The organism is Paracraurococcus ruber, from assembly GCF_004353985.1.
GTDB lineage: Bacteria > Pseudomonadota > Alphaproteobacteria > Acetobacterales > Acetobacteraceae > Paracraurococcus > Paracraurococcus ruber.
The window spans coordinates 1-25,256 of record NZ_SMOA01000077.1 but is presented as its reverse complement, the minus strand read 5'-3'; the positions used below and the strand labels follow the sequence as shown (position 1 = coordinate 25,256).

Annotated in this window: 24 protein-coding genes; 16 read left to right on the top strand and 8 right to left on the bottom strand. The window is 69.8% G+C overall.

Going from position 1 to position 25,256, the window contains the following annotated elements; all coding sequences use genetic code 11:
• Positions 1–599: 599 nt before the first annotated feature.
• Positions 600–1,556: a replication protein RepA gene (locus E2C05_RS15525; protein ID WP_133220555.1), complete on the top strand. Its 957-nt coding sequence runs from the start codon at positions 600–602 to the stop codon at positions 1,554–1,556.
• A 200-nt stretch (positions 1,557–1,756) separates the two neighbouring features.
• Here the strand turns inward: E2C05_RS15525 and E2C05_RS15520 are convergent, their stop codons facing one another.
• Both E2C05_RS15520 and E2C05_RS15515 read right to left on the bottom strand, forming a co-directional pair.
• Positions 1,757–2,515, bottom strand: a complete 759-nt coding sequence (locus E2C05_RS15520; protein ID WP_240046753.1) for a hypothetical protein — start codon at positions 2,513–2,515, stop codon at positions 1,757–1,759.
• Positions 2,512–3,204: a ParA family protein gene (locus tag E2C05_RS15515; RefSeq protein WP_133220554.1), complete on the bottom strand. Its 693-nt coding sequence runs from the start codon at positions 3,202–3,204 to the stop codon at positions 2,512–2,514. Before E2C05_RS15515 ends, E2C05_RS15520 begins: the two co-directional genes overlap by 4 nt.
• Positions 3,205–4,034: 830 nt before the next feature.
• On the opposite strand from E2C05_RS15515, the gene E2C05_RS15510 reads away from it, so the two are divergent.
• Positions 4,035–4,331: a hypothetical protein gene (locus tag E2C05_RS15510; protein WP_133220553.1), complete on the top strand. Its 297-nt coding sequence runs from the start codon at positions 4,035–4,037 to the stop codon at positions 4,329–4,331.
• 478 nt (positions 4,332–4,809) lie between these two features.
• On the opposite strand, the gene E2C05_RS15505 is transcribed toward E2C05_RS15510, so the two are convergent.
• On the bottom strand, positions 4,810–5,793 hold the full coding sequence (locus tag E2C05_RS15505; RefSeq protein WP_133220552.1) for a tripartite tricarboxylate transporter substrate-binding protein: 984 nt from the start codon (positions 5,791–5,793) through the stop codon (positions 4,810–4,812).
• Positions 5,790–6,455, bottom strand: a complete 666-nt coding sequence (locus E2C05_RS34190; protein ID WP_240046752.1) for a TetR/AcrR family transcriptional regulator — start codon at positions 6,453–6,455, stop codon at positions 5,790–5,792. Before E2C05_RS34190 ends, E2C05_RS15505 begins: the two co-directional genes overlap by 4 nt.
• Positions 6,456–7,174: 719 nt before the next feature.
• Here E2C05_RS34190 and E2C05_RS15495 point away from each other — a divergent pair.
• From E2C05_RS15495 to E2C05_RS15485, 3 genes are all read left to right on the top strand, one after another.
• On the top strand, positions 7,175–8,137 hold the full coding sequence (locus E2C05_RS15495; protein WP_158292151.1) for a Bug family tripartite tricarboxylate transporter substrate binding protein: 963 nt from the start codon (positions 7,175–7,177) through the stop codon (positions 8,135–8,137).
• A gap of 127 nt (positions 8,138–8,264) precedes the next feature.
• Positions 8,265–9,224 (top strand): site-specific integrase, encoded by a 960-nt coding sequence (locus E2C05_RS15490; protein WP_133220550.1) that lies wholly within the window; start codon positions 8,265–8,267, stop codon positions 9,222–9,224.
• Between the two features lie 106 nt (positions 9,225–9,330).
• Positions 9,331–10,311, top strand: a complete 981-nt coding sequence (locus tag E2C05_RS15485) for a Bug family tripartite tricarboxylate transporter substrate binding protein (protein WP_133220549.1) — start codon at positions 9,331–9,333, stop codon at positions 10,309–10,311.
• 7 nt (positions 10,312–10,318) lie between these two features.
• Here the strand turns inward: E2C05_RS15485 and E2C05_RS15480 are convergent, their stop codons facing one another.
• A complete protein-coding gene (locus tag E2C05_RS15480) occupies positions 10,319–11,095 on the bottom strand; it encodes a hypothetical protein (protein ID WP_133220548.1) in 777 nt (258 codons plus the stop codon).
• A 218-nt stretch (positions 11,096–11,313) separates the two neighbouring features.
• Between E2C05_RS15480 and E2C05_RS15475 the strand changes: the two genes are divergently transcribed.
• The 8 genes from E2C05_RS15475 to E2C05_RS15440 all read left to right on the top strand — a co-directional run bounded on the left by E2C05_RS15475 (position 11,314) and on the right by E2C05_RS15440 (position 20,573).
• The gene (locus E2C05_RS15475; protein ID WP_158292150.1) at positions 11,314–12,267 is read left to right on the top strand and encodes a Bug family tripartite tricarboxylate transporter substrate binding protein; all 954 of its coding nucleotides are present in this window, start codon (positions 11,314–11,316) and stop codon (positions 12,265–12,267) included.
• A gap of 17 nt (positions 12,268–12,284) precedes the next feature.
• Positions 12,285–13,226, top strand: coding sequence for a tripartite tricarboxylate transporter substrate binding protein (locus E2C05_RS15470; RefSeq protein ID WP_133220546.1), 942 nt, complete (start codon positions 12,285–12,287; stop codon positions 13,224–13,226).
• A 565-nt stretch (positions 13,227–13,791) separates the two neighbouring features.
• Positions 13,792–14,718 (top strand): Bug family tripartite tricarboxylate transporter substrate binding protein, encoded by a 927-nt coding sequence (locus tag E2C05_RS15465; protein WP_205082839.1) that lies wholly within the window; start codon positions 13,792–13,794, stop codon positions 14,716–14,718.
• Positions 14,719–14,732: 14 nt separating this feature from the next.
• The gene (locus E2C05_RS15460) at positions 14,733–15,503 is read left to right on the top strand and encodes an enoyl-CoA hydratase/isomerase family protein (RefSeq protein WP_133220544.1); all 771 of its coding nucleotides are present in this window, start codon (positions 14,733–14,735) and stop codon (positions 15,501–15,503) included.
• A gap of 3 nt (positions 15,504–15,506) precedes the next feature.
• Entirely contained in the window at positions 15,507–16,451 is a 945-nt protein-coding gene (locus E2C05_RS15455; RefSeq protein ID WP_133220543.1) for a Bug family tripartite tricarboxylate transporter substrate binding protein, read from the top strand.
• Positions 16,452–16,462: 11 nt separating this feature from the next.
• On the top strand, positions 16,463–17,641 hold the full coding sequence (locus E2C05_RS15450; RefSeq protein WP_133220542.1) for an acyl-CoA dehydrogenase family protein: 1,179 nt from the start codon (positions 16,463–16,465) through the stop codon (positions 17,639–17,641).
• 5 nt (positions 17,642–17,646) lie between these two features.
• On the top strand, positions 17,647–18,657 hold the full coding sequence (locus E2C05_RS15445; protein ID WP_158292148.1) for an acyl-CoA dehydrogenase family protein: 1,011 nt from the start codon (positions 17,647–17,649) through the stop codon (positions 18,655–18,657).
• A gap of 11 nt (positions 18,658–18,668) precedes the next feature.
• A complete protein-coding gene (locus E2C05_RS15440) occupies positions 18,669–20,573 on the top strand; it encodes an alkyl/aryl-sulfatase (RefSeq protein ID WP_200306274.1) in 1,905 nt (634 codons plus the stop codon).
• Here E2C05_RS15440 and E2C05_RS15435 read toward each other — a convergent pair.
• The 3 genes from E2C05_RS15435 to E2C05_RS15425 form a co-directional block, all read right to left on the bottom strand.
• Positions 20,570–21,331 (bottom strand): SDR family NAD(P)-dependent oxidoreductase, encoded by a 762-nt coding sequence (locus E2C05_RS15435; RefSeq protein WP_133220539.1) that lies wholly within the window; start codon positions 21,329–21,331, stop codon positions 20,570–20,572. The genes E2C05_RS15440 and E2C05_RS15435 overlap by 4 nt on opposite strands.
• Complete coding sequence (locus tag E2C05_RS15430; RefSeq protein ID WP_192912474.1) at positions 21,328–23,460, bottom strand: acetate--CoA ligase family protein; 2,133 nt, start codon at positions 23,458–23,460, stop codon at positions 21,328–21,330. The genes E2C05_RS15435 and E2C05_RS15430 overlap by 4 nt, the downstream gene beginning before the upstream one ends.
• Before the next feature lie 90 nt (positions 23,461–23,550).
• Positions 23,551–24,165 carry a TetR/AcrR family transcriptional regulator gene (locus E2C05_RS15425; protein WP_200306278.1) on the bottom strand — a complete coding sequence of 205 codons (615 nt, stop codon included), beginning with the start codon at positions 24,163–24,165 and terminating at the stop codon, positions 23,551–23,553.
• Between the two features lie 61 nt (positions 24,166–24,226).
• Between E2C05_RS15425 and E2C05_RS15420 the strand changes: the two genes are divergently transcribed.
• From E2C05_RS15420 to tnpB, 3 genes are all read left to right on the top strand, one after another.
• Positions 24,227–24,463 carry an SMP-30/gluconolactonase/LRE family protein gene (locus E2C05_RS15420; protein ID WP_158292147.1) on the top strand — a complete coding sequence of 79 codons (237 nt, stop codon included), beginning with the start codon at positions 24,227–24,229 and terminating at the stop codon, positions 24,461–24,463.
• Positions 24,464–24,518: 55 nt separating this feature from the next.
• Positions 24,519–24,989 carry an IS66-like element accessory protein TnpA gene (tnpA, locus tag E2C05_RS15415; RefSeq protein ID WP_133220537.1) on the top strand — a complete coding sequence of 157 codons (471 nt, stop codon included), beginning with the start codon at positions 24,519–24,521 and terminating at the stop codon, positions 24,987–24,989.
• A partial coding sequence (tnpB, locus tag E2C05_RS15410) for an IS66 family insertion sequence element accessory protein TnpB (protein ID WP_192912473.1) occupies positions 24,986–25,256 on the top strand: 271 nt, incomplete at its 3' end. The genes tnpA and tnpB, both read left to right, overlap by 4 nt.

Sequence of the window (25,256 nt, the reverse complement as noted above, 5' to 3'; positions counted from 1 at the left end):
GCTTCGCCGGCTCGGGCGGCAACAGCGGCTCCACCACCGCCCAGAGCGCATCAGGGACAAGGGCTCTGCTCATGCCACTCAGAACGCGCCAAACCCGGTTCTGTTAGACGCTCTAAGGCCGCGTCGGGCCGGCTCGACGGTGAAGCGCAGCGCTGTGACGCCCAATGTCGGCGCGACAGTCGCAAGTGACGCGTTGCCGTCGCCAGTGAGGTCTCGGTAGACCGTGGGGCGTGCGAGACCCGACACAGTGGCAACGTTACCGAGATCAATGGCGTGGGCTCCACGGCCTTGCACTTGGGCTGGACTCTGGCGGGGCAACTCTTCGGAGTCGGGGCCGCCGACCAAGGCAATGCGTCCGATTCGGCGCGGCCAGTGATGTCCACAGGAATCCTGATCTTTACCGGGGAAAAGCTGGACTCTGCCGGATATCATCCGGAGTCCGCGTGTAGGAAAATCAAAGTCTTACTAGGTTTTCCCCTGGACTCTGTCCGCCTACTACAAGCTTAAGATCAAGTAGTTCTAGCAACACCCGGAAGAGTCCAGCATGACCGGCAACACGGCAATCGGCACATTGATGGCCATTCCGATGGGTGATCGCCATGGGTGAGGTCCACAGGCTCCTGAAGGAGGCGGGCCGGGAGGCCGCTCTGCGCTCCGACTTCGACCGACGCGTGGTCGAAGCCGCCGCCGCCTACCTCGCCAGCGAGGACGTCGAGATCGGCTTCCTTTACTCCGGCTGGGCTCAGGCCGCCCTCCCTCACAAGAGGCTCCCTGATGACGCACCGTGGCAGATCACCACCGAGCGTGTCACCCTGATCGTGCAGCCTGGCCTCCGCGCCGTGCCAGGCGGCGAGCCGGTGAGCGTAGGCGTCCCCTATGGTAGCCGCGCACGTCTCATCCTCCTCTATCTACAGTCAGAGGCTCTACGCACGAACAGCCGGGAGATAGAGCTCGGGAAGAGCCTACACGCTTGGCTGCGCCGTCTTGAGATCCCAATCGGCGGCAAGTCCATGAAGGATGTCCGCGACCAGGCCGAGCGCCTGAGCCGGTGCCGCATGACCTTCACTATCAAGCAGGGTAACCGCACCGGACTGGTGAACCAGAACCTGCTCGACACCTCAATGTTCGTGGAGGACGACACCACACAAGGCAGTCTCTTCATCGAGACCGCGACACTGTCCGAGATGTTTTTCCAGCAACTCAAGAAGCATCCGGTCCCGATCGAGGAAACCGCGGTACGGCAAATCGCCAACAACAGCATGGCGCTCGATGTCTATTGCTGGCTAGCCTACAGGCTGCACGCCCTGCTCGAACCGATGCCGATCAGCTGGCGTGCGCTGCACCAGCAGTTCGGCCGCGCCGTGAAGCGGCTGGATCACTTCAAGGAACAGTTCAAGGAAACGCTGGCCCTCGCTCTGGCCGTGTACCCGGACGCCGAGGTCGATATGCATGAGCGCGGGGTCACGCTGCGGCCGTCGCGCCCGCCTGTGGCGCCCAGCGCGCCGCGGCTCGTGGCCGTGGGCGGCCGGGCTGCTCGGCGGACATCGAACGGCTGATCCCGCCAGAGTCCAGGTCTCGGCAAGAGCCCCGGTAGAGTCCGGCCCCGCACTGGCTGATGGGGACCTAACCAGGAAATCCACGACAGATATCCCGGCAAAGTCCAGGTCCTCACCAAGTTAATGCTCGTCCAGTGCCTTGGGCACGCGGATGCCCCGCCAGAGTCCAGTCGGCTGGCGTCGCTAGGCTCCTCACCATGTTATGCCTCTGGCAGCATCTCCACCTCACCGTCGATCACCGGCGACAGTAGTTCGTCCAGCTGGTGGATACGGCATTCGACGGCTGCCAGCTCCTCCGCCAAGCGAGCACGTCGCTCGCCCAGCCGGGCCCGCTCCTCGCGCAGCCGGGTGCGGTCCAGACGCCCCGGCGGTGGTGCCTCAGCGCCATTGGCCGGTACCTCACGCCGGAGCTGCATGATCTCGCGGCGGGTGACGTCAGACCGGATCAGCCCTTTTTCCCACGCCACTCGGAGCTGCGACTCCGTCAGCAAGGTGATCTGATAGGCCGTGCCGTAGCTGCCCGGGCATGCTTCGGCCGGAATGCGCCCGCCATCCACCGCGCGGGCGATCTGGCGGAACTGAGTTGCCGTGGCGTCTGAGAACGGAAATAGGCGCTCGGTGCCATGGCGCAACTTGGCAAACTCCACCTTGGTCAGCACGTGCTCCAGCGCGATCAGCGCACGTCCGATCGCCAGGAAAGAGTCCCGGGCGTCGCCCCACTCCTTTTGGATCTCGCTCCGAGTACGGAGGATGCGCCGAACCTTCTCCTGGTCGTCCGGCAGGCCCGTGCCGGCAAAGATCTCGCGGATTGCCGCCAATGCGGCCGGATCCTCCACACCGAGCGACCTAAGCTCGGTGGCTCGTGGATCAACGGCGAGAACCTCGCCTTCGGCATCGTCTTCGGCCGACAGGAAGGCTTTGAGGGCCGCCTTCGACCGCTTGCCCATGACAGCACTCACAGCCCGACCTCCCGGCGAACGTAGGCCCAGATTTCCTCAAAGGGCTCGATCCCTCGTGACTTCGAGTAGTCAAGAAGCGTGAGCCCCTTGGTCGATGGCACGTGGATGTCCTCCAGCTGGGGCAACTCGGTCGGGCAAACTGAACCGGCCTTTACCAACACACCCCGCATACGCGCATAGCTGGTCGTCCGGCGGTTGGCTCGATTCAGCACCACCGAGCAGGTGAACCCCTTCCCGGCTAGCGCTTTCACCCAGGGACCAACAGATTCGACATCGTCTTGCGTGCAGACGGCAGGCACAAGGATCAGATCGGCTGCCTCGCCGAGACCATCGATCGCCGGCAGGTGGTCTTCCACACTCGGCGGCGTGTCGAGAACCGCAAGCTGATAACTGTCGGTCCTGCGGAGGGCTCCGCGCCAATCCTGCAGCGATACGGGCACAACAGCCGTGTCGGCGAAGTCCGGAAATGCCTCACGCGTGCGTGCCCGGCGAGCAGCCCATTTGGCGAGGGTCTGTTGCCGGTCGAAATCAAGACCGATCACCTTGAGGCCGGCCTGGGCGGCACTCACGAGCAGGTGCCGGCTGAGGACCGACTTTCCCGAGCCACCTTTCGGACTACTGATCAGCAGAATGCGGCAGCGCGCATCCACGGCTGCAACGGCGCGCTCGCGCGCGGCAGCGTCTGGCATGACCTAGTCCCCCTGCTTCCCCTGAGCGGAATAACCCACTTCGATCGCCGCGGTCCATGCTAACGCAAAGAGGCATGGTAGAAAGCAGGGGTTAGACATGTCTAATTGCGAGCCACGACCCTCTCTCTCATCCGAGCACTAACCATACCATCAAGGCTGCTCGTGCCGCCCCCGGCTCGTCGGCGCAATGCAGGGAGCTTTGTTCCGCTTGTGGGTGGCTATGTTTATGGCATCGCCGACAGTCGGGTCCAACCTTTCCCGTCAAGTAGAATTCCTGCGCCGGTGCCGCGTCGGGCACGCCGAACATTCCGGGTACAGCCTGCGAGACGACACCAAAATTGGCATTAGCATCCCGTGTCACACCTGGAGCCATGCACGCTTGGCCGCGAGGTGGTCGGGCTCAGGCCGAAACAACGTACTGAACGACGGTACGCGATGACTGCATCTCGGCGGTATTCTGGGACTGCGTCCGTGACAAGAGCCGGTAGGTCGTTGGCCGGGGCACAGTCACCATGCGATTGGCAGTTGGCCCAAGTCGGCAAGCTGGGCCCCGTCCGACCGATTGTCGGCCGCAAACCTCATGTGGCTAGGCTCAAGGCAAGGCTGGAAGCCGTCGCCCTTGCCGCCTATTCTGTGGTCATGACCGAACGTCCAACCCAGGCACCTCCGCCGGCCGACTGGCGCGACAGTCTCGCCAGGAGCAAGGCCCAGATCGCAGAGGGCGAAAGCGTGCCTTTGCTGCCAGTCTTGGACCGCCTCCGTGAATCGGCCGAGCGCCTAGAGGCCGAACAGGGCGTGACTGCTGACGGGTTGAAGGCAGCTACGGGGCATTGATCGCCCTTAGCCCGGAAGCGGCCGCTCAAGTCGAACGACTCGAGCTGTACTACGTCAGCATGGGTCGGCCGCAAGCGCTGCGGAATCTCGGTCATGCTCTTGCGGAAGCCAGCCTGATCATCGTCAACGCGCCGGAGCGCGGACTGACGGCGCCACGACCATATCCGTACCTCGCGGAGTTCGGGCTCTCCTGGCTGAAGCGTGGTCGGTACTGGATCGCGTATGACCCTGCCGTACCGATCATCGCGGGCGTATTCTTCGAGACGGACGACATCCCGAACCGCCTGGGCTGACTGTCGGCGTTCGTCATTGCCTGCTCCACTAGCGCGCTTTCGGCTGCCATCCGGCTCCCCAGCGGCACTCGGAGGGCGCCCGCTACCATGCGATCCGGCTGGCTCCATCGCCGTGGTGCGCTGTTGCCGTACTGCATCTCGTGCGGCATCCCAGCAGCGTCTCCAGCAGTTCGTCTATGACGAGTTCGAAATGCGCCACTCCGCTCCAGACCAGCATGGCGACCCTGAAAGCGAAGGCCGAGCGGCTCGGGCTGACTGTCGGGCTATCTTACAGTGATCTACTGCGGGGGAAGGTGAGCGCTTGCTGGGCGGTGCCAAGCTGCTTGCAGAACGTCCGCAGCGGCCAAAAGGCCGCCATGCCGCCTCACGTCCTCTGTGCTCTGATGCTCTATAATGTCCGATGCCATGCGTGTCCTGCCGGAGGTCGCGGACGCAGGGTTTGCTCGTGGCGGCTCTGATGCGCTGCCAAATCCGCCGCCTACTCCGCGACAAACCCGGTAACCCGGACGACCCCGGCCCAGCGTTCCAGGTCGGCTCGACCGAGACGGTCCAATTCCTCGGGCTTGGATGCCTCGGGGGCAATCAGCAACGCGGTACGCCATTGTTCGAGGAACCGCGGGTCGCCGAAAGCGGCCCCGATCGCCTCCGAAAGCTTGGCGGCGAGGCCTGGAGGGACACCGGCCGGCACATACGCGCCGTACCAGTCGAGCCAGTCGAGATCGGGCACACCCTGTTCGGCGAAGGTCGGCGTGTCCGGCATGTGCGGCCAGCGCGCACTGCCGGTGTTCGCCAGTACCCTCAGGCGTGGATCGCCCGCCAACCGCGACACGTCCACGCTCCCCTTGCTCATCGCCGCGATCTGCCCGCCGAGAACCTCGGGCGCCGGGTCGTTGCGACCAGCCACATGCGTGCAGTCGAACTGCAGCGCACGCTTCAGCATCTCGCCTACGAAGTGCGGCGGCGAGCCGGCGGCCAGGCTGGCATAGGAGGCCTGGGCAGGGTGCGCGCGGCACCAGTCGGCGAAGTCGCGTAGGGTCCGCACCGAAGGGTCCACGAGCGGGCCGACGCAGAAGCTGAAGCCGGCGCGGCCCAGCAGGCTGACCGGCTGCAGATCCTGGAACGGCCGGTAGGATAGGGTCCTGAAGGTGTGCGGCGCGAGGGTAAGCACGCCTGAGGGCGTCACAAGCACCTGGCTGCCGTCCCGCGGCCCTTGCAGCACCGAGTCCACCGCCAGCCGGGCGCCCGCCCCCAGCCGGTTCTCCACCACCACGGCCGGTGCGATACGGCCGGCCAGGTGGGGGGCGAGGGTGCGGGCGATAACATCCGGCAGGCTGCCGGGCGGCAGGCCCACGACCAGCTTGACCAGATCCGGCGTGCGCGGTTGCGCGCGCGAGGGGGCAGGACAAGCCGCAGCGACGGCGGCCGAAAGGACAGTACGACGGCCGAGCCTGGGATGCGTCATGTGCGTCGTCTCCGCGCAGCAGGGGTGCGAGGCGGTCCGGGCGCTGCGCGACCCGGGTCGGCATCTGCCCTGGCGAGTTCGAGCAGGAGCTCGACCGCCGCGTCGCCCTCGGCGGGCAGCCCGGCAGGGCCTGGGAAGACGATGTGCCGGCCCGCCAGGATCCAGTTCAGCAGCAGGCCGATCTCGGTCGCGTGGCGGGCGTGCGGGTACTCGGCGAGGACCATGTCCCGGGCGGCGGCAATGCGCAGGGCGTCCACCTCGCTGAGGGCACGTTCGGCTCGGGGGTCGCTGCGCGCCCAGATACGCATGGCGAGTTCCAGTTCCGAGCCGGAGCGCCCGGTCCAGCGCCCTGGCCCGCGCTCGGCGGCATCCTGCAGGATGCCGGAGAGGGTGAAGCGACCGGTGCGCCGCAGATGGTCATGGACCCATTCGACCCGGGCCAGCTGCCGTGTGAGCCAGTCCCCGACCATGGCATCGAGCAGCGCGTCGCGACCGGGGAAGTGGCTGTAGAAGCTGCCCGGGGTGCGACCGCTGCGCCGCGCGAGATCCTCGATGCGAACGGCCTCGATGCCGCCACGCGCCAACGCCAGCAGGGCGAACTCGATCCAGTGCTGCCGCTTCCAGCGCTTGAGGCCGGCGAGTTCCGCCTCGCTGGGCAGCAACGGGGGGAGAGGACTGGGCGCCTTGGCGCGGGCGGCATCGTCTGGCACGGCCGCGGTGGCGGGCAAGGGCTCGGGCATGACGCCTCGAAAAGTAGGAGTACCTATGAAAGTAGGCCTCCCTACGTTTCCTGGCAAATCCATGCGCCGACCTCATGGACACGTGATCCTGACGTGGCGGTGTCCCGACGCCGCTCGGCATCACCGCACGGCCCAAGAGCGGAGAAGGGCCAGGGCGTCATCACCGGCGGCGGTGGCGCCGCAGTTGGCCCGTCCTCAGCCGTGGGGTGCGCCGGCAGCACCGCCGTCCAGGGCCGGACGGGGCGGGTTGCGACCTACCCCGACGAATGATGACCTCCAGCAGCGACTGGAACAGGTTCCGCCACCGGCCGGATCGACGATCGCACGCGCCATGGGGCTCAAGGCCGATGAGTGGCTGACCTGCGAGCTCGCATGTTTTGCGCCCCACTGGCGCTGGCGCTGGCGCTGGCGCTGGCGCTGCCCCTGCCTACCCGCGCGCCATGAGTCTGCTTCCTGGCCGCGTAGGATCTGCCGGCCAGCTACTGCGTCCCCCGCGCAGGGCGCTTTCGGAGCTGCAGCGCGGTCTTCCGGCCGGACCGGACGAGTACGTCGCCTTCGGCGAGAGCGCGCCCATCCCAGACGGGCCCCGCTTCCTGCGCACCGCGCGGCAAAGCATGCTGGTAGGACTGAGGGGAAGCGCCATGACCACCACTCGCCGCCTGGTTCTCGCCGGGCTCGCCTTGCCGTTCGTGGCTAGGGCAGAGGCTGGCTGGCCCTCTCGCCCCATCCGCGTGGTCGTCGCCTGGCCTCCGGGTGGCAGCACGGACGTGGCGGCACGCCTGATCACCGCGGCGATGCAGCCGGCCTTGGGCAAGCCCATCGTCATCGAGAACCGCGGCGGCGCCACCGGGGCCATCGGCTCGGGTGTTGCCGCGCAGGCGGCGCCGGACGGCTACACCTGGTTGATCGACGCCTCGGGCCAGGTGGTGAACCAATTTCTCATGACGCGGCTGGGCTTCGACTATGCCGCGGCATTCACCCCGGTGACCCAGTTGACCCTCCTGCCGGCCCTGCTGCTCGTGCGCAACGAGGCGCCGCAGCGGAGCCTCGCCGACCTCGTTGCGCATCTGAGGGCCAATCCCGGCCAGGAGAGCTACGGCAGCAGCGGCATCGGGACCGGCTCGCACTTGGCGGCCGCGCTGCTGTTGAAGCGGGCCGGGCTGACGGCGACGCATGTGCCCTACCGCGGCGGTGCCCAGCAGATCCAGTCGGTGCTGACCGGGGAGACGCTGTTCACCTTCTCCACCATCCCGACCCCGGCACCGCTGATCCGCGATGGACAGCTACGGATCCTGGGCGTGTCGACGGTAGAGCGGACCAGTGCCTTCCCCGACGCGGTATCTGTGGCCGAGCAGGGCTATCCAGGCTTTGCCATCGGTGACTGGCACGGTCTGCTGGCGCCGGCCGGGACCTCGGCTTCCATGGTGGCTGCCATGGCCAGGGCAGCGGACGCTGCGCTGCGGGATGCGGGGGTGCGCGAGCGCCTGACGCTGCTCGGTGCGGAGCCGGTAGGGCAGGGGCCGGATGCCTTCGCGGCCTTCCTGGCTGCCGAGCGTCAACGCCTCGGCAACTTCATCCAGCAGGAAGGCATCCGGGCAGATTGAGGCGGCTTCAGCCGGGCCGAAGGCAGCTTGGCTAGGCAGCACAGAGCCTACCTCACCTCTGATAAGACCGTATTATCGGAGGTGATGAGCGCTTGCCCTAAACTGAGCAAGCTGCTGGTATCCCGCCATGTCGGACCTGCCCGCCCGCGTCGCCCAGCCCACCGTCCCGGCCAACGAGGCGGCCGCCTACGCCGCCGAGAGCCTGTCGGCCGCCACCCGCCGGGCCTATCGCGCGGACTGGGCCGACTGGACCAGCTGGTGCGGCCAGCATGGTCACCAGCCCCTGCCGGCGGCGCCGGAGGCGATCGCCGCCTATCTGGCCTCGCTGGCCACCACCCATGGCCGCAGCGCGCTCCGCCGGCGGCTCTCCGCCGTCGGTCAGGCGCACGCCCTGGCCGGCCATCCCTGGAACCCCGGTCATCCCGCCATCCGCCACACCCTGCGCGGCATCCTGCGCCGCCACGGCACCCCGGCCCGGCAGGCCGCGGCGCTCACCACCGCCGAGATCCGCCGCCTGGTCGCCGCCTGCGACCGCGGCCTCACCGGCATCCGCGACCGCGCCCTGCTGCTGCTCGGCTATGCCGGCGCGCTGCGGCGGAGCGAACTGGTCGCCATCACCCGCGAGCATGTCTCCTTTGGCCCGGAGGGCCTTCGGCTGCTGCTGCCGCGCAGCAAGGGCGACCAGGAAGGGCAGGGGGCCAGCCTCGGCATCGCCCGCGGCACAAGGCCCGAGACCTGCCCGGTGCGGGCGCTGGAAGCCTGGCTGCAGGCCAGCGACTGCCGCTACGGCCCGGTGTTCCGCAAGGTGGACCGCTGGGGGACGATCGAGAGCCGGGCGCTCACGCCCGAGGCGGTCGGCACCATCCTGAAGCGGCGCGCCGAGGCGGCGGGCCTGGCGATCGGTTCCCTGGAACGCCTCTCGGCGCACGGGCTGCGGGCGGGCTTCGTGACCGAGGCGTACAAGGCGGGCGCGCGGGATGAGCAGATCATGGCCCATACCCGCCACCGGGACCTCAAGACCATGCGCGGTTATGTCCGCCGAGCCAAGCTGCTGACGGAAAGCCCGGTCAAGCTGCTCGGCTTGTGAGGGCCGCAGCGGACAGGGCAGGGGAGTACCCGATTTAGAGGCAAACCAACACTGGGCGTGACCTTATGGAGTTGGCGGCCCGCGACTTTCGACGAAGAATGACGGCATGATTATGTTGTCGCGCCGCGCAGCCCTCGCCGCACCTGCTTCGTTCCTGCTGTCCCAGATCGCGCGCGGCCAACTCGCCTGGCCCAACCGCGCCGTCTGTGTCGTCGTGCCTTTTCCGCCTGGTCAGACCACCGACATCATGGCGCGGCTACTGGCGGAGCAGTTGGCGAAGCGGCTGGGCGAGCCGCTCGTCATCGACAACCGCGGTGGCGGGGCATCCATCCCGGGAATGGAGGCGATCGCCCGGGCGGCGCCGGACGGCTACACGCTCGGCATGGCCTCTTCAGGACCGCTCGCTATCAATCCAGCGGTGATGGGTCAGCTGCCCTACGACGTGGCGCGAGACTTCGTGCCGGTCTGCCTGATCTTCACCACACCCCTAGTTGCCGTCGCCCATCCAGGCCTCGACATCCCGGACTTGGCCACGCTGGTGACGCGGGCCAAGGCGGCACCGGGCGCCATCGACTATGCGTCGGGCGGTCCCGGCAGCAGCCTGCATTTGGCAGCTGAGGCCTTCGCCCAGGCCGCCGGCATCCGACTGACGCATATCCCCTATCGCGGCTCTGCCCCGGCTATGGCCGATCTCATCGCGGGCAACGTGAAGCTGATGTTCGACAGCCTGGCTGCCGCCCTACCCCATATCCGCGGCGGCCGGGTGCGCGCGCTCGGCGTTACCTCCCCTACCCGGATGCCGCAGGCACCGGAGGTGCCGACGGTGGCGGAGGCCGCCAACCTGCCTGGTTTCGAGGCCTTCGGCTGGGCCGGGCTGATCGCCCCCGCCGGCACACCGGCGCCGATCGTGGCGCGGCTGTCCGAGGAGACGCTTGCCCTGGTGCGGAGCCCCGCCATCACCGCACGCATCGAGGAACTCGGCGGCGCGGCGGCGCCGCTGCCACCCGAAGCCTTCACTCGCTTCATTCAGGACGAGGTGCGGAAGTGGCGCGCCGTGGCGCAGGCAGGCAACGTGCGGATCGACTGACCCTGCCTCACGCGGCTGAGGGCACATGGTCCCGACCGCGGGGAAACTGCACCACCACGACCTCCAGCCCCGCCTCCCGCGCCGTCACAGCGAAGGACTCCTCCTCCGGCCCTACGAAGGCGCAGGAAAGGGCGCTGAGGCACGCGCTGTCTGGAGTCTGCATCGACCCGCCGATGACCACCCAGAACTGCCCGTCGCCAGTCGCGGGATCCGGGCCCTGCAGCGCTGCGCCCGGCGGCATGCGGTAGCGCCATGCGCCAAGGCCGTCCGCGGCCTCGGGCAGCAGCGCCTCCGTCATCGCGGCGTCCGGCATGGGGCCACCCGTTGGCACCAGTTCGGCCACCGCCTCGCGGAAGCGCCGCCGCACGCCCTTCAGCTCCTCCCGCGCCGCTGGCAGGTAGCGAGCGCCATGGTCATGGCCATTGCGGAGCGTCAGATACTGCAGCCCTTCCTCGCCCGCTTCAATCGGACCGTAGGAGGAGTAGGCATTGCTGTAATGCACTGCAATCGGGCGCAGCGTGTGCTGGCCCAGCCGGCCGCCGCCGGCGACTACTACCTGGAACTGATTGGCCTCGTGGAAGTGCGCCTGCACCACGGAGCCGGCCGGCTGCTCCACCAGGAAAGCCATTGCATAGACCTCCTCCGGCCCCGGCACACGCTGTGGGGCACCGGTGGCGAGGTAGCGATTGCTGCCGATGAAGGTGGTGAGGTGGGCGGAGACGCCATTGGAGACGATGGGGCGGCGGGTGCTCCGCGCCTGTTCGCCGGTGGCCAGCACTGCCATGTCCTCGTCCTCCTCAGATCACTTCGGCCAACGCCGGCGCTGGCTCGGGCTCCTTCTCCCTGGTGGGCGACTATGTCGGGAGCCGTGCAGCTCGACAAGGCGGTCGGCCGACTTGTCTGGGACAACGCCGCGATCCTAGGCTTCCGACGAGGAAACGACGGAGAAGACCCATGCGGCCCGGAATTGCGGGATGTGCGCGCCGGCGCATTGGCGGCGCCGTGCTCGCCGCCGCGCTGCTGCTGGTGGCACTAGCCGCCAGGGCGGACACGGCCTCCTACCCCAACCGCCCGGTCACCGTCACCGTCTGCTTTCCGCCGGGTGCCAGCACGGATGCGATTGCCCGGCGTGTTGGCGAGGCGCTGGGCGCCAGTCTCGGCCGCCCCGTGGTGGTGGAGAACCGCGGCGGGGCGGGCGGCAACATTGCCGCCTCATTGGTCGCCAAGGCCCAACCGGATGGGCATGCCCTGCTCTTCTGCGCCACCTCTGGCTTGGTCATTGCTGCCGCCGCGCGGAGCGCGTTGGATTTCGATCCCCAGCGTGACCTGGCGCCGGTCGCGCCCGTGGGAACGCTGACCGTGCTGCTCATCACCCGTCCGTCCCTGCCCGTGACCACGCTGCAGGAGCTTCTCGCTTATGCCCGTGCCAATCCGGGGCGGGTCAATTTCGCCAGCATCGGCATCGGCAGCTCCTTCCATCTTGCGCTGGAGCAGATCAACGCGAAGGCGGGCGTGAGCATGACTCACATCCCCTTTCGCGGCGGCGGCCAGGCGGTGCCGGAACTGCTGGCCGGGCGGCTGGATGCCATGTTCGCCTCATGGTCGCTGGCCCGCGCGCATGTGCAGGCGGGCAGCGTGCGGCCCTTGGCGGCGGCGGGAGAGGAGCGCTTCGCTGGTCTGCCGGCGGTGCCGACCCTGGCCGAGGCTGGGCTGTCCGGCGTGTGGCTGCAGGAGGGTCTGGGTTTCTTTGCCCCCGCAGAAACGCCCTCGGCGATCCTGACCCGGCTGAATGCCGAGATCACCCGGATCATCACCGAGCCGGCGATGCGTGATTGGCTGCTGTCGCAAGGCGTGCCCCCCACGCCAGAGCCGCCGGAGGCCTTCCGCGCCAGGCTGCAGGAGGGCGTGACGGTGCTGCGGGAGGTGATCCAGCGCCTCGAGCTGAAGCTGGACTGAGCGAAGGGACCGCCGCCATGCGCTGGCTCTGCCTCATCCTCCTCGCATTACTGCCTTCCGGGCCCGTCGCCGCGCAGGAACTGCCGCAGCGCTCGATCCGGCTGATCGTCCCCTTTGCCGCCGGCGGCGGCACGGACGTCGTCGCACGCACTCTCGCGGAAGAGGCCGGGCGACTGCTGCGACAGTCCGTGGTGGTGGAGAACCGTACCGGGGCCGGTGCCATCCTGGGCACTGAGGTTGCCGCGAAGGCGGCGCCGGACGGCGGTACGCTGCTGTTGGCGACGCTCGCGCATGCGGTGAACCTCGCCCTTTATGACCGGCTGCCCTACGACCTGCTACAGGACTTCCGTGGTGTCGCCTTCATCGGCGAGGTGCCGCTGGTCCTTCTGGTGAATCCGCGGCTGCCGGCGGACGACCTGCGTGGCCTGATCGCCCTGCTGCGGCGGGAGCCGGGGCGGCTTTCCTATGGCTCGGCCGGCCAGGGCAGCGCCATCCATGTGGCGGCCGAGTTGTTCCGCCGCATGGCCCAGGTGGAGATCGTGCACGTGCCCTATCGCGGCGCCGCGCCCGCGCTGCAGGACGTGATTGCCGGCAACGTCCAGATGATGTTCGACAGCGTCTCCACCACGGCGCCGTACTTGGCGGCCGGGGTGGTGCGGGCCCTGGCGGTCACCGGCACGCGGCGCAGCGCGATCCTGCCCGAGGTCCCGACGGCAGCGGAGGCCGGGCTGCCGGGCTACGAGGCCTCGACCTGGAACGCGGTGCTGGCGCCCTCGTCCACGCCCGCGCCGATCCTCGCCGCGCTGCACCGCGTGTTCGCCGAGGCGGTCCGGGCCGCCGAGCGGCGGCTGGCCGGCATGGGGGTACAGACCGACACGGCGCGCACGCCGGAGCAACTGGACAGCTTCCTGCGGATCGAGACCGAACGCTGGAAGTCGATCCTCCACCCGCCCGGCTGAACCTTCCCCGCGACGACGGCGCGTCTGGTCGGCCAGACAGGCGCAGCCTTCCATCGTACGCATACCGACATCCTGAACGGTCGCCTCAAGGGTGAGGCCGATGTTGGTTCCGTCTGCACCACGCTGATCTCGATGGGTCGGGTGTCAGTCATGGTGGCGGTGGCGTTTACCCGGGACGAGCATGGGGCGTCGGACCTGCGACAGAATCATCATGACCACGCAGCATGTCAGCGCTCCTGCCAGCGCCGCAGTCGCCTTTCCACCAAGGCGCGCGGCCCCTTGGCGCCGTCCTCGGTGCTGCTCAGGCGATCCAGCGCGCGCGAACTCATCGCGCGCTGCGCCGATCCTTCCGATTCCGCGTCACCGCCTGTGCCCGGTTGAACGCCCGGGGCGGACATCGGCAGGCAGGTCACTTGCTTGCCTCGTATCAGGGCGATAGGCTCCACCTGACCGATCGGTCAGGGCGAGGGGGCGAACACAGCACGTGACAGAGGCGCCGAAGCGAGCAAGGGGATGGACCCAGGCCAGGCGCCGCCTGCTAGGGGCGGTGCTCGGGTGCCCGGTCGTGCTCACGTCGACCGTCCGCGCCGAGCCCGATTGGCCGAGCCGGCCCTTGCGCCTGGTCGTACCCTTCGCCCCGGGCGGCGGCGCCGACGCCACGGCGCGCTTCGTCGCCCAGGAACTGGGCGAGGCGCTTGGCCAGCCTGTCGCAGTGGACAACAGGGGCGGCGGCGGTGGCACGCTGGGAGCCATGGCGGTGCTGGCGGCGCCAGCCGACGGCTACACCCTGTTCCACGCCACCCCGGGGCCGCTGGTGACCAACCCGCTGCTGATGCCGGCGCTGCCCTACGACGCCGAGCGCGACTTCGCTCCGGTCAGCCTGCTGGTGCGAGCCGCCTATGTCCTGGCGGTGCATCCGGCGGTGCCGGCAGGGAGCCTCGCCGAGCTCATCGCGATGGCCCGGGCGCAGCCCGGACGGCTGGCCTTCTCCAGTGCCGGCATCGGCGCCGGCAGCCACCTGGCCGGCGAGCTGCTGCGGATCGAGACAGGCATCGACCTGGCGCATGTGCCCTATCGCGGCACCGGGCCCTCGGTGCAGGACGTGGTGGCCGGCCAGGTGCCGATGACGATCGACAGCCTCAGCGTGCTGATCCCGCTGGTGCGCGCCGGGCGGCTGCGCGCCCTCGGCGTCACCACGCGGCAGCGCGTGGCCGAGCTGCCGGAGGTGCCGGCGATCGCCGAGACGCTGCCCGGCTTCGAGGTGACAGTGATGAACGGCTTGGTGGTGCGCAGCGGCACGCCCGAGGCCATCGTCGACCGGCTCAGCCAGGCGGTGGTGCGGATCATGGCGAGCCCCGCCGCGGCGCGGCGCTTCGCCGGCACCGGCACGCGGCCTGAAGGCAGCACGCCGGCCGCGCTGGGCGCCGTCCTGGAGCAGGAACGCCGAACCTGGCGGGGCGTGATCGCCCGCGCCGGCATCCGGCTGGAATAAAGGGGGAGGACCGCATGGCCGAGGAGACGGTGACGCTGGAGGTCAGGGACCACGTGGCGGTGGCCACGCTGAACCGCCCGCCGGTGAATGCGGTGAACTGGGCGATGCGCGACCGCATCATCGAGATCATGGACCAGGCGACGGATCGCGACGATATCCGCGTGGTGCTGCTGACCGCGCAGGGCAGCGTCTTCTGCGCCGGGGCCGACCTGAAGCAGCGGCCGGATCCCGGCAAGCACGGCGAATACTGGTGGCACAACCGGCTGACGCGAGAGACAGGCAACAGCATCAAGGAATGCGCCAAGCCGGTGATCGCGGCGGTGAACGGTGCGGCGCTCGGCGCCGGCTTCGGCTTGGCGGCGGCCTGCGACTTCATGCTGGCCAGCGAGAACGCGGTCTTCGGCATGCCGGAGATCAATGTCGGCCTGGCCGGCGGTGCGGCCATGCTCTCAAGGCTCTTTCCGGCGCCCAAGGTGCGGCGGATGATGTTCACCGGCCAGCGCCTGCCGGCGAGCGAACTGTACCGGCTGGGCCTGCTGGAAGCCTGCGTGCCGCAGGAGAAGCTGTTCGATGAGGCCTATGCATTGGCCGTCGAGGTGGCGTCCAAGGCGCCGCTCGGCATCAAATACGCCAAGCTGAGCTGCAACATGGTCGAACTGATGCCGGCCAAGGACGCCTACCGCTTCGAGCAGAACTTCACCTACGAGCTGAGCAAGACCGAGGACGCGGCCGAGGCCCGCCGCGCCACGCTGGAAAAGCGCCCGCCGGTCTACAAGGGGCGCTGACCCATGCGGCGCCGGAGCCTGCTGGCTATGCTCGCCGCGCTGCCGGCGCGGGCGCAGCCCGCCTGGCCGCAGCGCGGCGTGGAGGTGGTGGTGCCCTATGCCGCCGGCGGGCCGACCGACCGCTATGCCCGCGCCTTCGCGCCGCGCCTGAGCGAGCTCTGGGGCCAACCGGCGGTGGTCGCGAACAAGCCCGGCGGCGCCACCGCCATCGGCACCGCGGCGGTGGCGCATGCGGCGCCGGACGGCCATACGCTGCTGCTCGCCAGCTTCGGCATCGTCACCAACCCGCTGATGCTGCGTAACCTGCCCTACGACCCCGCCGACCTCGCGCCGCTCTGCCGCTTCGCGCTCGGCGGGGCGGTGCTGTACCTGCATCCCTCGGTGCCGGCCCGCACCGTGCCGGAGCTGGTGGCCTGGGCCAAGGCCCATCCGGGGATGCTGCGCTTCGGCTCCTCCGGCATGGGGTCGTCGCCGCATATCTCGGCCGAGCTCTTCGCCTGGGCGACCGACATCGAGATGCTGCACACGCCCTATCGCGGCAGCGCACCGGCGCTGACCGATCTGCTGGCCGGTCATGTCAACGCGCTGTTCGACAGCGTCACCACCATGCGCTTCGCTCGCGACGGCAAGTTGCGGGCGCTGGCGATCTGCCAGCCGCGGCGCAACGCCACGGCGCCCGAGGTGCCGACCATGGCGGAGCAGGGCCTGCCGCAGGTGGAGGCGCGCACCTTCTACGGTTTCTTCTGCCCGGCCGCCGTGCCGGCGCCGCTACAGGACCGCATCGCCGGCGACCTACGCGGCGTGGCGGCCGCCGAGCCGATCCAGCGCGCCATCACCGATGACGGGCTGGAGGCCATGGCCGAGACACCGGCCGAATTCGCCGCCTACCTGGCCGGGCAGCACGCGCTGTGGAGCCGCGTGGTGCGCGAGCGGAACCTTTCCCTGTGACGAGGCCGATGATGGACGAGACCGCCGAACTGGCCGCCTTCCGCGCCGAGGTGCGCGACTTCGCGCTGGCCCACTGCCCGCCGGAGATCCGCGCGGTGGTCGCCGCCAACGGCAAGCTCGGCCGCAAGCAATGGGCGCCGTGGCAGCGGATCCTGCATGCGCATGGCTGGGGTGCGCCGAGTTGGCCGAAGGAATACGGCGGCACCGGCTGGGACCAGCGCCGGCGGCACATCTTCGACGAGGTGCTGGCCGAATGCGACTGCCCGCCGCAATACCATCACGGACTGCGGCATCTCGGCCCGGTGCTGATCGCCTTCGGCACCGAGGAGCAGAAGGCGCGTTTCCTGCCGGGCATCCTGAGCGGCGAGGACTGGTGGTGCCAGGGCTATTCGGAACCCGGCGCCGGCTCAGATCTCGCCTCGCTGAAGACGCGCGCGGTGCGCGAGGGCGAGGAGTACGTCGTCACCGGGCAGAAGCTCTGGACCAGCCACGCGCACGAGTCCGACAGGATGTACACGCTGGTGCGCACCAATGCCGAGGTGAAGCGGCAGGAGGGCATCACCCTGCTGCTCATCCCGCTCAACTCGCCCGGCATCTGCGTGCGCGAGGTCCGCACCATCGACGGCTGGCACCATGTGAACGAGGTCTTCCTCGACGGCGTGCGGGTGCCGGTGGCGAACCGGATCGGCGAGGAGAACAAGGGCTGGACCTATGGCAAATTCCTGCTCGATCGCGAAAGGCTCGGTGGCGCGAATGTCGCGCCGGCCTTCCGCTTCCTCGACCGTTGCCGGGAGCTGGTGGCACGGGAGCTGGCCGGGCCCGCCGATGCGCTGAAGCGCGGGCAGCTGGAATACCGCCTGTTGCTGGCCGAGGCCGAGCTGCGCGGCGCGCGCGAGCTGGGCAAGGCGGCGGTCGATGCCGTGACGGCGGGGGAGCCGTTGGGGCTGATGCCGTCCGAGCTGAAACTGTCCACCGCCGATACCGTGCAGCGCATCGGCGCCATCGCCCTGGATGCGGTGGGGGAGCGCGTCGCGTCGCGCTTCCGTCCCGTCGATGCCTCCGGCCCGAATGCCGCGGTCGAGGATATCGAATGGGTGCAGAACTTCATGTATCTGCGCGCCAAGACCATCTTCGGCGGCTCCAACGAGGTGCAGAAGAACGTCGTCGCCAAGCAGCTGTTCGGGAACTGAGCGCCATGCCCTTCGACCCAAGGCCGATGCTGCCCGGCGACGCCTACGACGCCGCCCGCCGCTTCGCTGAGGCTTCGGCCGCCACACTGGCGCCACTGCATGAGCCGGCGGCGCGCGCGGCGGAACTGGCGACGCAATGGGCGGCGCTGCTTGAGCTTGGCTGGCCCGGCATGCTGGTGCCGGAGGCGCAAGGCGGTGCCGGCGGCACGCTGCTCGACCTGGCGGCGCTGGCGGAAGGCGCCGGTAGCGTGGCGCTGGCGCTGCCGCTCGCGGCCTGCTGCGGCGTGGCGCCGACGCTGCTGGCCGGGCAGGACGCGCTGCTGGCCGAGCTGGCGGCGGGACGGCTGCAGCCCTGCGTCGCCCTGGCCGGCGGCATCACTCTCGAGGCCGGGCGGCTGAGCGGCCGCGCGCTGGGTGTGGAGACGCCGCCCCGGCCGAGCCATGCGCTGCTGGCGGTGGAGGACGCGCTCTACCTGCTCGATCTTGGCACGCCCGGCGCCGCCTTCACCCGGCATGAGCGGATCGACGGGCGGCTCACCCTCGACCTCGACTTGCAGGGTGCATCGGCGCAGCTGCTGGCCGCCGAGGCCGGCACGTCCGTTGCTCGCGCCTGTGACCTCGGCGCGCTGCTGAGCTGTGTCGAGGCGGTGGCGGCGATGGGCACGCTGATCCGGCAGACGATCGACTACCTGCTGCAGCGCCAGCAATTCGGCACGGCGCTGGCCAGCTTCCAGGCGCTGCGGCACCGGGTGGCGGAGATGTACGTCGCCTGGCGCAATCTCACCGGCCTGGTGCAGGCGGCGTTGCGCGAGCCAGGCTGGGAGAACATCGCCTTCGCCAAGCTGCGGCTCGGCGAGGCCGGGCGCTTCGTCGCCGAGCAGGCGATCCAGGTGCATGGCGGCATGGGCATGACCGAGGAACTGCCGGCGACGCGGCTGGCGCGGCGCATCCTGATGGCGGAATTCGAATGGGGCGATCGCCATGTGCACGCCGCCCGTCTGCTCGCGGCAGCGTAGGAGGACAGGCCATGCCCAGCGCAGCGAAGCCCGCCACCGCCGCCACCACCGCCGCCAACCAGGCGGTGCTGGCGGAACTGCCTTTCTACGACACAGCCGACTTCGCCGAGGCCTGGCGCGGCCATGTCGCGCCGCTGCCGGACGGTGTGGTGCGCGGCAAGGCCGGCCGGCTGGTCTGGGACCTCGGCGAGTATCGCTTCCTCGAGACCGAGCAGGCGCCGCCCGAGGTCAACCCGAGCCTCTGGCGGCTGGCGCGGCTGAACATGGCGAACGGGCTGTTCGAGGTCTGCCCCGGCGTCTACCAGATCCGTGGCCTCGACCTCGCCAACATGACCATCGTCGAGGGCGAGCGCGGCGTCATCGTCATCGATGCGCTGACCAATGCCGAGGCCGCCGCCACCGGGCTCGCTCTCTATCGCGCGCATCGCGGCGAAAGGCCAGTCAGCGCGTTGATCTACACCCATAGCCATGCCGACCATTTCGGCGGTGCCTTCGGCGTCGCCAGCCTGGACGAGGTGCGCGCGGGGCGGGTGCCGGTGATCGCGCCGGATGGCTTCATGGAGGAGCTGGGCGCGGAATCCGTGCTCGCCGGCATCCCCATGGCGCGGCGGGCGAATTTCCAGTTCGGCGGGGCGCTGCACCGTGGCGTGCGCGGCCAGGTGGATGCCGGGCTCGGCAAGCGCATGGGCCTCGCGGTCTCGACCCTGCTGCCGCCGACCGACCTGATCGTCGAGCCGGTGGAGAGCCGGACGATCGACGGCGTCGAGCTGGTCTTCCAGATGGCGCCGCAGACCGAGGCGCCGGCCGAGATGCACATCTGGCTGCCGAAGCAGCGCGTGCTGAACATGGCGGAGAACACCACACGCCATCTGCACAATTTCATCCCGTTGCGCGGCGCCCAGGCACGCGACACAAGGGTCTGGTCGAACGCCATCACCACCAGCATGGCGCTGTTCGGCGATCAGGCGGAGATCCTGGTGGCGCAGCATCATTGGCCGATCTGGGGGCGGGAGAAGCTGCTCGGCTATCTCGGCCGCCAGCGCGATCTCTACAAGCATATCCACGACCAGGCGCTACGGCTGGCCGCGCGCGGGCTGCGGCCGGCGGAGATCGCGGAGCGGTTGCGGCTGCCCGATAGCCTGGCGCAGGACTGGGCCTGCCGCGGCTATTACGGCACGGTCAGCCACAATGCCAAGGCGGTCTACCAGCGCTATCTCAGCTGGTACGACGGCAACCCGGCCAATCTCGACCCGCTGCCGCCGGCCGAGGCGGCCCGTAAGCTGGTCGAGTATCTCGGCCCGCTGGATGCGGTGATGGCGCGCGCGCGAGACGACTTCGCCCGCGGCGAATACCGCTGGGTGGTGCAGCTGATGAACCAGCTGGTCTTCGCCGACCCGGACAATGCCGCGGCGCGCGAGCTTTGCGCGGATGCGCATGAGCAGCTCGGCTACCAGGCGGAAAGCGCCACCTGGCGCAACGCCTATCTGCTGGCGGCGCAGGAGCTGCGCGGCGGCATCAGCGGCAGCCGCGCCGTTGGATTCCTCCGCCCCGACATGCTGCCGGCACTCTCGACCGAGGTGGTCTTCGACTGGCTCGGCGTGCGGCTGAAGGCGGAGCAGGCGGCCGGGCTGCATTGGCGGATCGACTGGCACTTCACCGACCGCGGGGAGATTGTGGCGCAGAACCTCGAGAATGCGACCCTGACCCAGCGGCTCGGCACCGGCTCCGCCGCGGCGGATGCGCGGGTGACGACGACGCGCGCCGCCTTCGACCGGCTGGTGGCGGGCGGCGTCGGCTTCGATGTCCTGCTGGCGGAAGGCGCCGCGACGGTGGCGGGCGATGCCACGCTGCCGGCGAAGCTCTTTGCGCTGCTGGACGTCTTCGAGACGATCTTCCCGGTCGTCACGCCGCGCTAAAGGCTGCTGCTGGTGATCCCGCCATCCACCACCAGCACCTGGCCGGTGACGAAGCCGGCCTGGCCGGAGGCGAGGAAGCCGATGGCGCGGGCGATGTCCTCCACCGCGCCTAGCCGGCCGAGCGGCGTGCGGGCAACGCGCCGCGCATCGCGTTCGGCGTTGCGGTTGCGCTGCGTGCCCTCGGTCGGGATGGCGGAAGGCGCGATGGCATTCACCCGGATGCCGCGCGGGCCGAGCTCCGCCGCCGCGGCACGGGTGATGCCGGTGACACCGGCCTTGATGCCGCAATAGACCAAGCCGTTCTGCAGCCCCTGCACCGCTGCCGTGGAGGCGATGTTGACGATGCTGCCGCCCTGCTCGCCCATCGCCTCGGCCGCCGCCTGGATGCCCCAGATCACCGCCTTGAAGCCGACATCGAGCATGCGGTCCATCGTCTCCGGCGCGATGTCCGGCACGGCCTGGTAGCGCACCCAGGCGGCATTGTTCACCAGCACGTCGAGCCGCCCGACCTGCTCGGCGACCCCCAGCACGGCGGCGCGCATACCGTCCCGGGTGCTGATGTTCTGCGTGACGCCGATCGCCCGGCCGCCGGCGGCCTCAATCTCGGCGACCACACGGTCGACGAATTCGGGCTTCAGGTCGTTGACGCCGACGGTCGCTCCCATAGCGGCCAGGTGCAGCGCCGTGGCGCGGCCGATGCCGTTGCCGGCGCCGGTCACCAGTGCGACGCGCCCGGCCAGCGAAAACACCTCGGTCATGGCCTGTCCTCCCGCGGGATGATGAGGGCGTCGAGCGCCACCGCGCCCTGTCCCTCGGGGCGGAGCAGCAGCGGGTTGATGTCGACTTCAGCGATCGTCGCCGCCTGCTGCGCGGCGAAGCGCGACAGCGCCGCCACCGCCCGCGCCGCCGCGGCGATGTCGGCCTTCGGCCGGCCGCGCGCGCCGTCCAGCACCGGGAAGGCCCGCAGGCCGCGCAGCATCGCCAGCGCTTCGGGCTCGTCGACCGGGGCCGGGCGGATCGCCACGTCCTGCATGATCTCGGCGAAGATGCCGCCGAGCCCGACCAGCACCACCGGGCCGAAGACCGGGTCGCGCTTGCTGCCGAGGATTAACTCCACGCCGCCGCGCAGCATGGGCGAGACCAGCACGCCCTCGATCCGCGCGTCCGGGGCGGCGATGCGGATGCGGGCGAGCATGGCGTCATGCGCAGCGGCCACGGCCTCGGCATCGCCTAGGTCCAGCACCACACCGCCAACCTCGGTCTTGTGCGGCAGGTCGGGCGAGACGATCTTCAGCACCACCGGGAAGCCGAGCTCCGCGGCAGCGGCGGCCGCCTCCGCAGCATCCTGCACCACGCGTTCCGGCAGCACCGGCACCCCCGCCTCGGCCAGCGCACGCTTAGCTGCGGCCTCGGTGCACAGCGCCGCGGCCTCGAGCGGCGCGGCCGGCGGCAAGGCCGCCGTCGGCGGCGTCGGCGTGCGGCGCGCCTCGGCCAGGGCGCAGAGCCCGGCCAGGGTCGCGGTGCTGGCATCGACGCCATCGACCACCGGGATGCCGAGCGCGGTGAGCTCGGCCACCGCATCGGCCGGGCCATGCACCGAGAGCATCAGGAGCTTCTTCGGGTGCTTCTCCCGCATCGCCTTGAGCGCCGGCAGGAAGACGCCGCGCAGCCGCGGCACATAGAGCGAGGCGGCGAGCTGCAGCAGCAGCGCGTCGCAATTCGGGTCGTCCAGGATGGCGGCCAGGATCTCTACCAGCACCTCGGGCCGCGCACCCATCTGCGCCGTGGCGTCCACCGGGTTGCGCGGCGAGGCGAAAGGCACGACGGAGAGGATGCGCTGCTGCGTCGCCGGCTCCGGCGCCGGCAGCTCCAGCCCGACCGCCGTCGCGGCATCGGCCAGCAGCACGCCGAAACCGCCCGAGGCGGTCAGCAGCATGGTGCGGCGGCCGCGCGGCAGCGTTCCCCCGCAGACCGCCGCGGCATGGCCGAGGTCGAGCAGCGCCTCCACGCTGCGGACGCGCACCGCGCCGGTACGGGCGAAGACCGCATCGAAGACCGCGTCATTGCCGGCCAGCGCGCCGGTATGGGAAGCCGCGGCAGCCTGGCCGGCCGCGGTCGCGCCGATTTTCAGCACCACTACCGGCTTGCCGGCGTCCCGCGCCAGCTCCAGCGCGCGGACCAGGCGCGGCGCGTCGCGGCAAGTTTCCAGCACTGCCAGCACCACCTTGGTCGCGTCGTCCTGCGCCAGCCAGGCGATGGCATCGGCGATGTCGACGTCGCATTCGTTGCCGGTGGTCAGGAAGCGGCTGACGCCGATGCCGCGTTCCCGTGCCAGCAGCATGGTGTAGCTGCCGAGGTTGCCGCTCTGCGAGGCGATGCCGAGCGGGCCGGCCGGCGGCAGGGCGCCTTCCAGTACGATCGAAAAGGTGGCGATGCTGCGCTCCGCCACGCTGACCGCGCCGAGGCAGTTCGGCCCAAGGATGCGCATGGCGGTGCGCGCGGCGATGGCGCCGAGCGCAGCCTGCGCCGCCTCGCCCTCGGCGCCGAGCTCGGCGAAGCCGGAGGAGAAGACGACGGCGGCGCGGGTGCCGCGCGCCGCGCACTCCTCGAGCGCGGCCGCGGCGTGCTCGGCGGCGACGGCGATGATCGCCAGGTCGGGCGCCTCCGGCAACGCGGCAGGGGAGGCGAAGGCGGGCAGGCCCTGCACCTCGGCGGCGCGCGGGTTGACCGGCCAGATCGCGCCGGGGAAGCCGAAGCGCTGCAGCAGCTGCACCGGCCGGCCGCCGATCTTGGTGGCGTCCTGCGAGGCGCCGATGACGGCGATGGAGCGCGGCCGGAGGATGGCGTCCAACCCGGCCCCCGGTGCCACCCTTTCTGCGGTGACCATGGCGCGTCCTCCTGCTTCCGTCGCGTCGCCTGACCGATCGGTCAGGGGCAGCCTATCCCCGCGTGGCGGCGGCCGGCAAGCCCGCCCGGCTCAGCGCTTCAGGCCGTGGAAGATCATGTCGAAATAGGCCTCGGCGACCTCGGGCGCCGGCATGCCCTGGTCCTGCTTGTGCCAGCGATGCATCCAGTTGAGCGCCGAGAGCACCAGGCGGCCGGCCAGCGGCACGTCCAGCGGCCGGATCTCGCCGACCTCGATGGCCTCCTCGATCAGCCGGCGGATCAAGCCTTCATAGCGGTCGCGCCAGAGCATGCGCTCGGTCTGCCGGCGCTGCTGCGGGTCGTTCCAGAACGCGGTGGTGGAGGCGATCCAGGCCCAGCGGTAGCGCTGGAAATACTCGCCGGTCGCAGCCATGAAGGCGCGAATCCGCACGGAGGGCGCGGCGCCCTCGGGCAGCCGTCCCTCGACGAATTGCACCAGTTCGCGGGTCGAGCCGAGGGTGATGCGGGCGAAGATCTCGTCCTTGTCGGCAAAGTGGTGGTAGAGCAGCGACTTCGAAATATTGCAGGCTTGCGCGATGTCGCGCATCGAGGTGCCGTCGTAGCCCGTCGTGGCGAACAGCCGGGCCGAGGTCGAGAGGATCTGCAGCACGCGTTCGGTCGCCTCGCTGCCTTCCACCTCCGGCGGCATCGCCTGCATCTCCGCCATCGCGGCATCCCCTCGTTGACCGGTCGGTCAGGGTCCGGCAATTCCGGGCCGGAGGCAAATGATGGCGCAGGCGATCGACCGCATCGGCGAGACCACCGATCGGCTGGGCGAGAGCCCGGTCTGGAGCGCGCGGAAGCAATGCCTCTACTGGGTCGATTCGCTGGCCGGCATCCTGCACCGGCTGGAGCTTGCAACCGGCAATCGACGGGAAATGGCGGTGCCGGCGCCGGTTGGCAGCTTCGGGCTTTGCGAGGATGGGAGTCTGGTGCTGGGTACGCGTCGTGTTCGCCCCACCTAGCGAAACGCCTTGGCATTGATGCCGTGTCGTCGGTCTCTGACTGACGGAGGCGGGCATGGAGGTGGATGCGGAGGCCACGAGCACTCATACGACTGCACGTACGAGTACTCGCAGCGAGGTGGTGGAGGTGGTGACCCGCGGCGAGCGGCGTCGGACCTGGTTGGACGAGCAGAAACGCCTGATCGTCCTGGACGCGATGCAGCCTGGGGCGCTGGTGACCGAGGTGGCTCGGCGCTGGGGCGTCGGCACGGGCCTGATCTACACCTGGCGCAAGCAGCTGCGGCAAGGCGAGCTCGGCGCCATGCCGGTCCCGGCACCCACCTTCGCCCAGGTCACCGTGGAGCCTTTGCCGGCCTCTGCCGAGCCGGAACCGGCTGCGCCGATATCCGAGGTGCCGGCCGAGGTCGGCGGCGGTGATGCAGGCCTGATCGAGGTTGCCCTGCCCTGCGGCGCGACGGTGCGGGTTGGGCGGCATGTGGACGAGGCGGCGCTGCGGCGCGTGCTGTCGGCGGTGCGGGCGCGATGATCGGCCCGCCGCCCGGCACGCGGGTCTACCTGGCCTGCGGCGTGACCGACATGCGGAGCGGGATGGACCGGCTGTCCACGCTGGTGCAGCAGTCGCTCGGCGCCAATCCATTCGATGGTGCGGTCTACCTGTTCCGCGGCCGCAGGGGCGATCGCGCGACATTCTGCATCCTTTCCCTCAGAGACCTGGCAGCCGCATGGCGACATCTCTCTGATACCCTTGAAGATTCTTCGGCCGGCGCTCCTTCACGCGCCGTAGGCCGGCGAT

What these genes read in the sequence shown, in the direction of transcription:
- E2C05_RS15525 (WP_133220555.1), top strand. Translation starts at nt 600, where the DNA reads ATGGGTGAGGTCCACAGGCTCCTGAAGGAGGCGGGCCGGGAGGCCGCT.
- E2C05_RS15515 (WP_133220554.1), bottom strand. Translation starts at nt 3,204, where the DNA reads ATGCCAGACGCTGCCGCGCGCGAGCGCGCCGTTGCAGCCGTGGATGCG.
- E2C05_RS15505 (WP_133220552.1), bottom strand. Translation starts at nt 5,793, where the DNA reads ATGACGCATCCCAGGCTCGGCCGTCGTACTGTCCTTTCGGCCGCCGTC.
- E2C05_RS15495 (WP_158292151.1), top strand. Translation starts at nt 7,175, where the DNA reads ATGACCACCACTCGCCGCCTGGTTCTCGCCGGGCTCGCCTTGCCGTTC.
- E2C05_RS15490 (WP_133220550.1), top strand. Translation starts at nt 8,265, where the DNA reads ATGTCGGACCTGCCCGCCCGCGTCGCCCAGCCCACCGTCCCGGCCAAC.
- E2C05_RS15485 (WP_133220549.1), top strand. Translation starts at nt 9,331, where the DNA reads ATGATTATGTTGTCGCGCCGCGCAGCCCTCGCCGCACCTGCTTCGTTC.
- E2C05_RS15480 (WP_133220548.1), bottom strand. Translation starts at nt 11,095, where the DNA reads ATGGCAGTGCTGGCCACCGGCGAACAGGCGCGGAGCACCCGCCGCCCC.
- E2C05_RS15470 (WP_133220546.1), top strand. Translation starts at nt 12,285, where the DNA reads ATGCGCTGGCTCTGCCTCATCCTCCTCGCATTACTGCCTTCCGGGCCC.
- E2C05_RS15460 (WP_133220544.1), top strand. Translation starts at nt 14,733, where the DNA reads ATGGCCGAGGAGACGGTGACGCTGGAGGTCAGGGACCACGTGGCGGTG.
- E2C05_RS15455 (WP_133220543.1), top strand. Translation starts at nt 15,507, where the DNA reads ATGCGGCGCCGGAGCCTGCTGGCTATGCTCGCCGCGCTGCCGGCGCGG.
- E2C05_RS15450 (WP_133220542.1), top strand. Translation starts at nt 16,463, where the DNA reads ATGGACGAGACCGCCGAACTGGCCGCCTTCCGCGCCGAGGTGCGCGAC.
- E2C05_RS15445 (WP_158292148.1), top strand. Translation starts at nt 17,647, where the DNA reads ATGCCCTTCGACCCAAGGCCGATGCTGCCCGGCGACGCCTACGACGCC.
- E2C05_RS15440 (WP_200306274.1), top strand. Translation starts at nt 18,669, where the DNA reads ATGCCCAGCGCAGCGAAGCCCGCCACCGCCGCCACCACCGCCGCCAAC.
- E2C05_RS15435 (WP_133220539.1), bottom strand. Translation starts at nt 21,331, where the DNA reads ATGACCGAGGTGTTTTCGCTGGCCGGGCGCGTCGCACTGGTGACCGGC.
- E2C05_RS15430 (WP_192912474.1), bottom strand. Translation starts at nt 23,460, where the DNA reads ATGGTCACCGCAGAAAGGGTGGCACCGGGGGCCGGGTTGGACGCCATC.
- E2C05_RS15425 (WP_200306278.1), bottom strand. Translation starts at nt 24,165, where the DNA reads ATGGCGGAGATGCAGGCGATGCCGCCGGAGGTGGAAGGCAGCGAGGCG.
- E2C05_RS15420 (WP_158292147.1), top strand. Translation starts at nt 24,227, where the DNA reads ATGGCGCAGGCGATCGACCGCATCGGCGAGACCACCGATCGGCTGGGC.
- tnpA (WP_133220537.1), top strand. Translation starts at nt 24,519, where the DNA reads ATGGAGGTGGATGCGGAGGCCACGAGCACTCATACGACTGCACGTACG.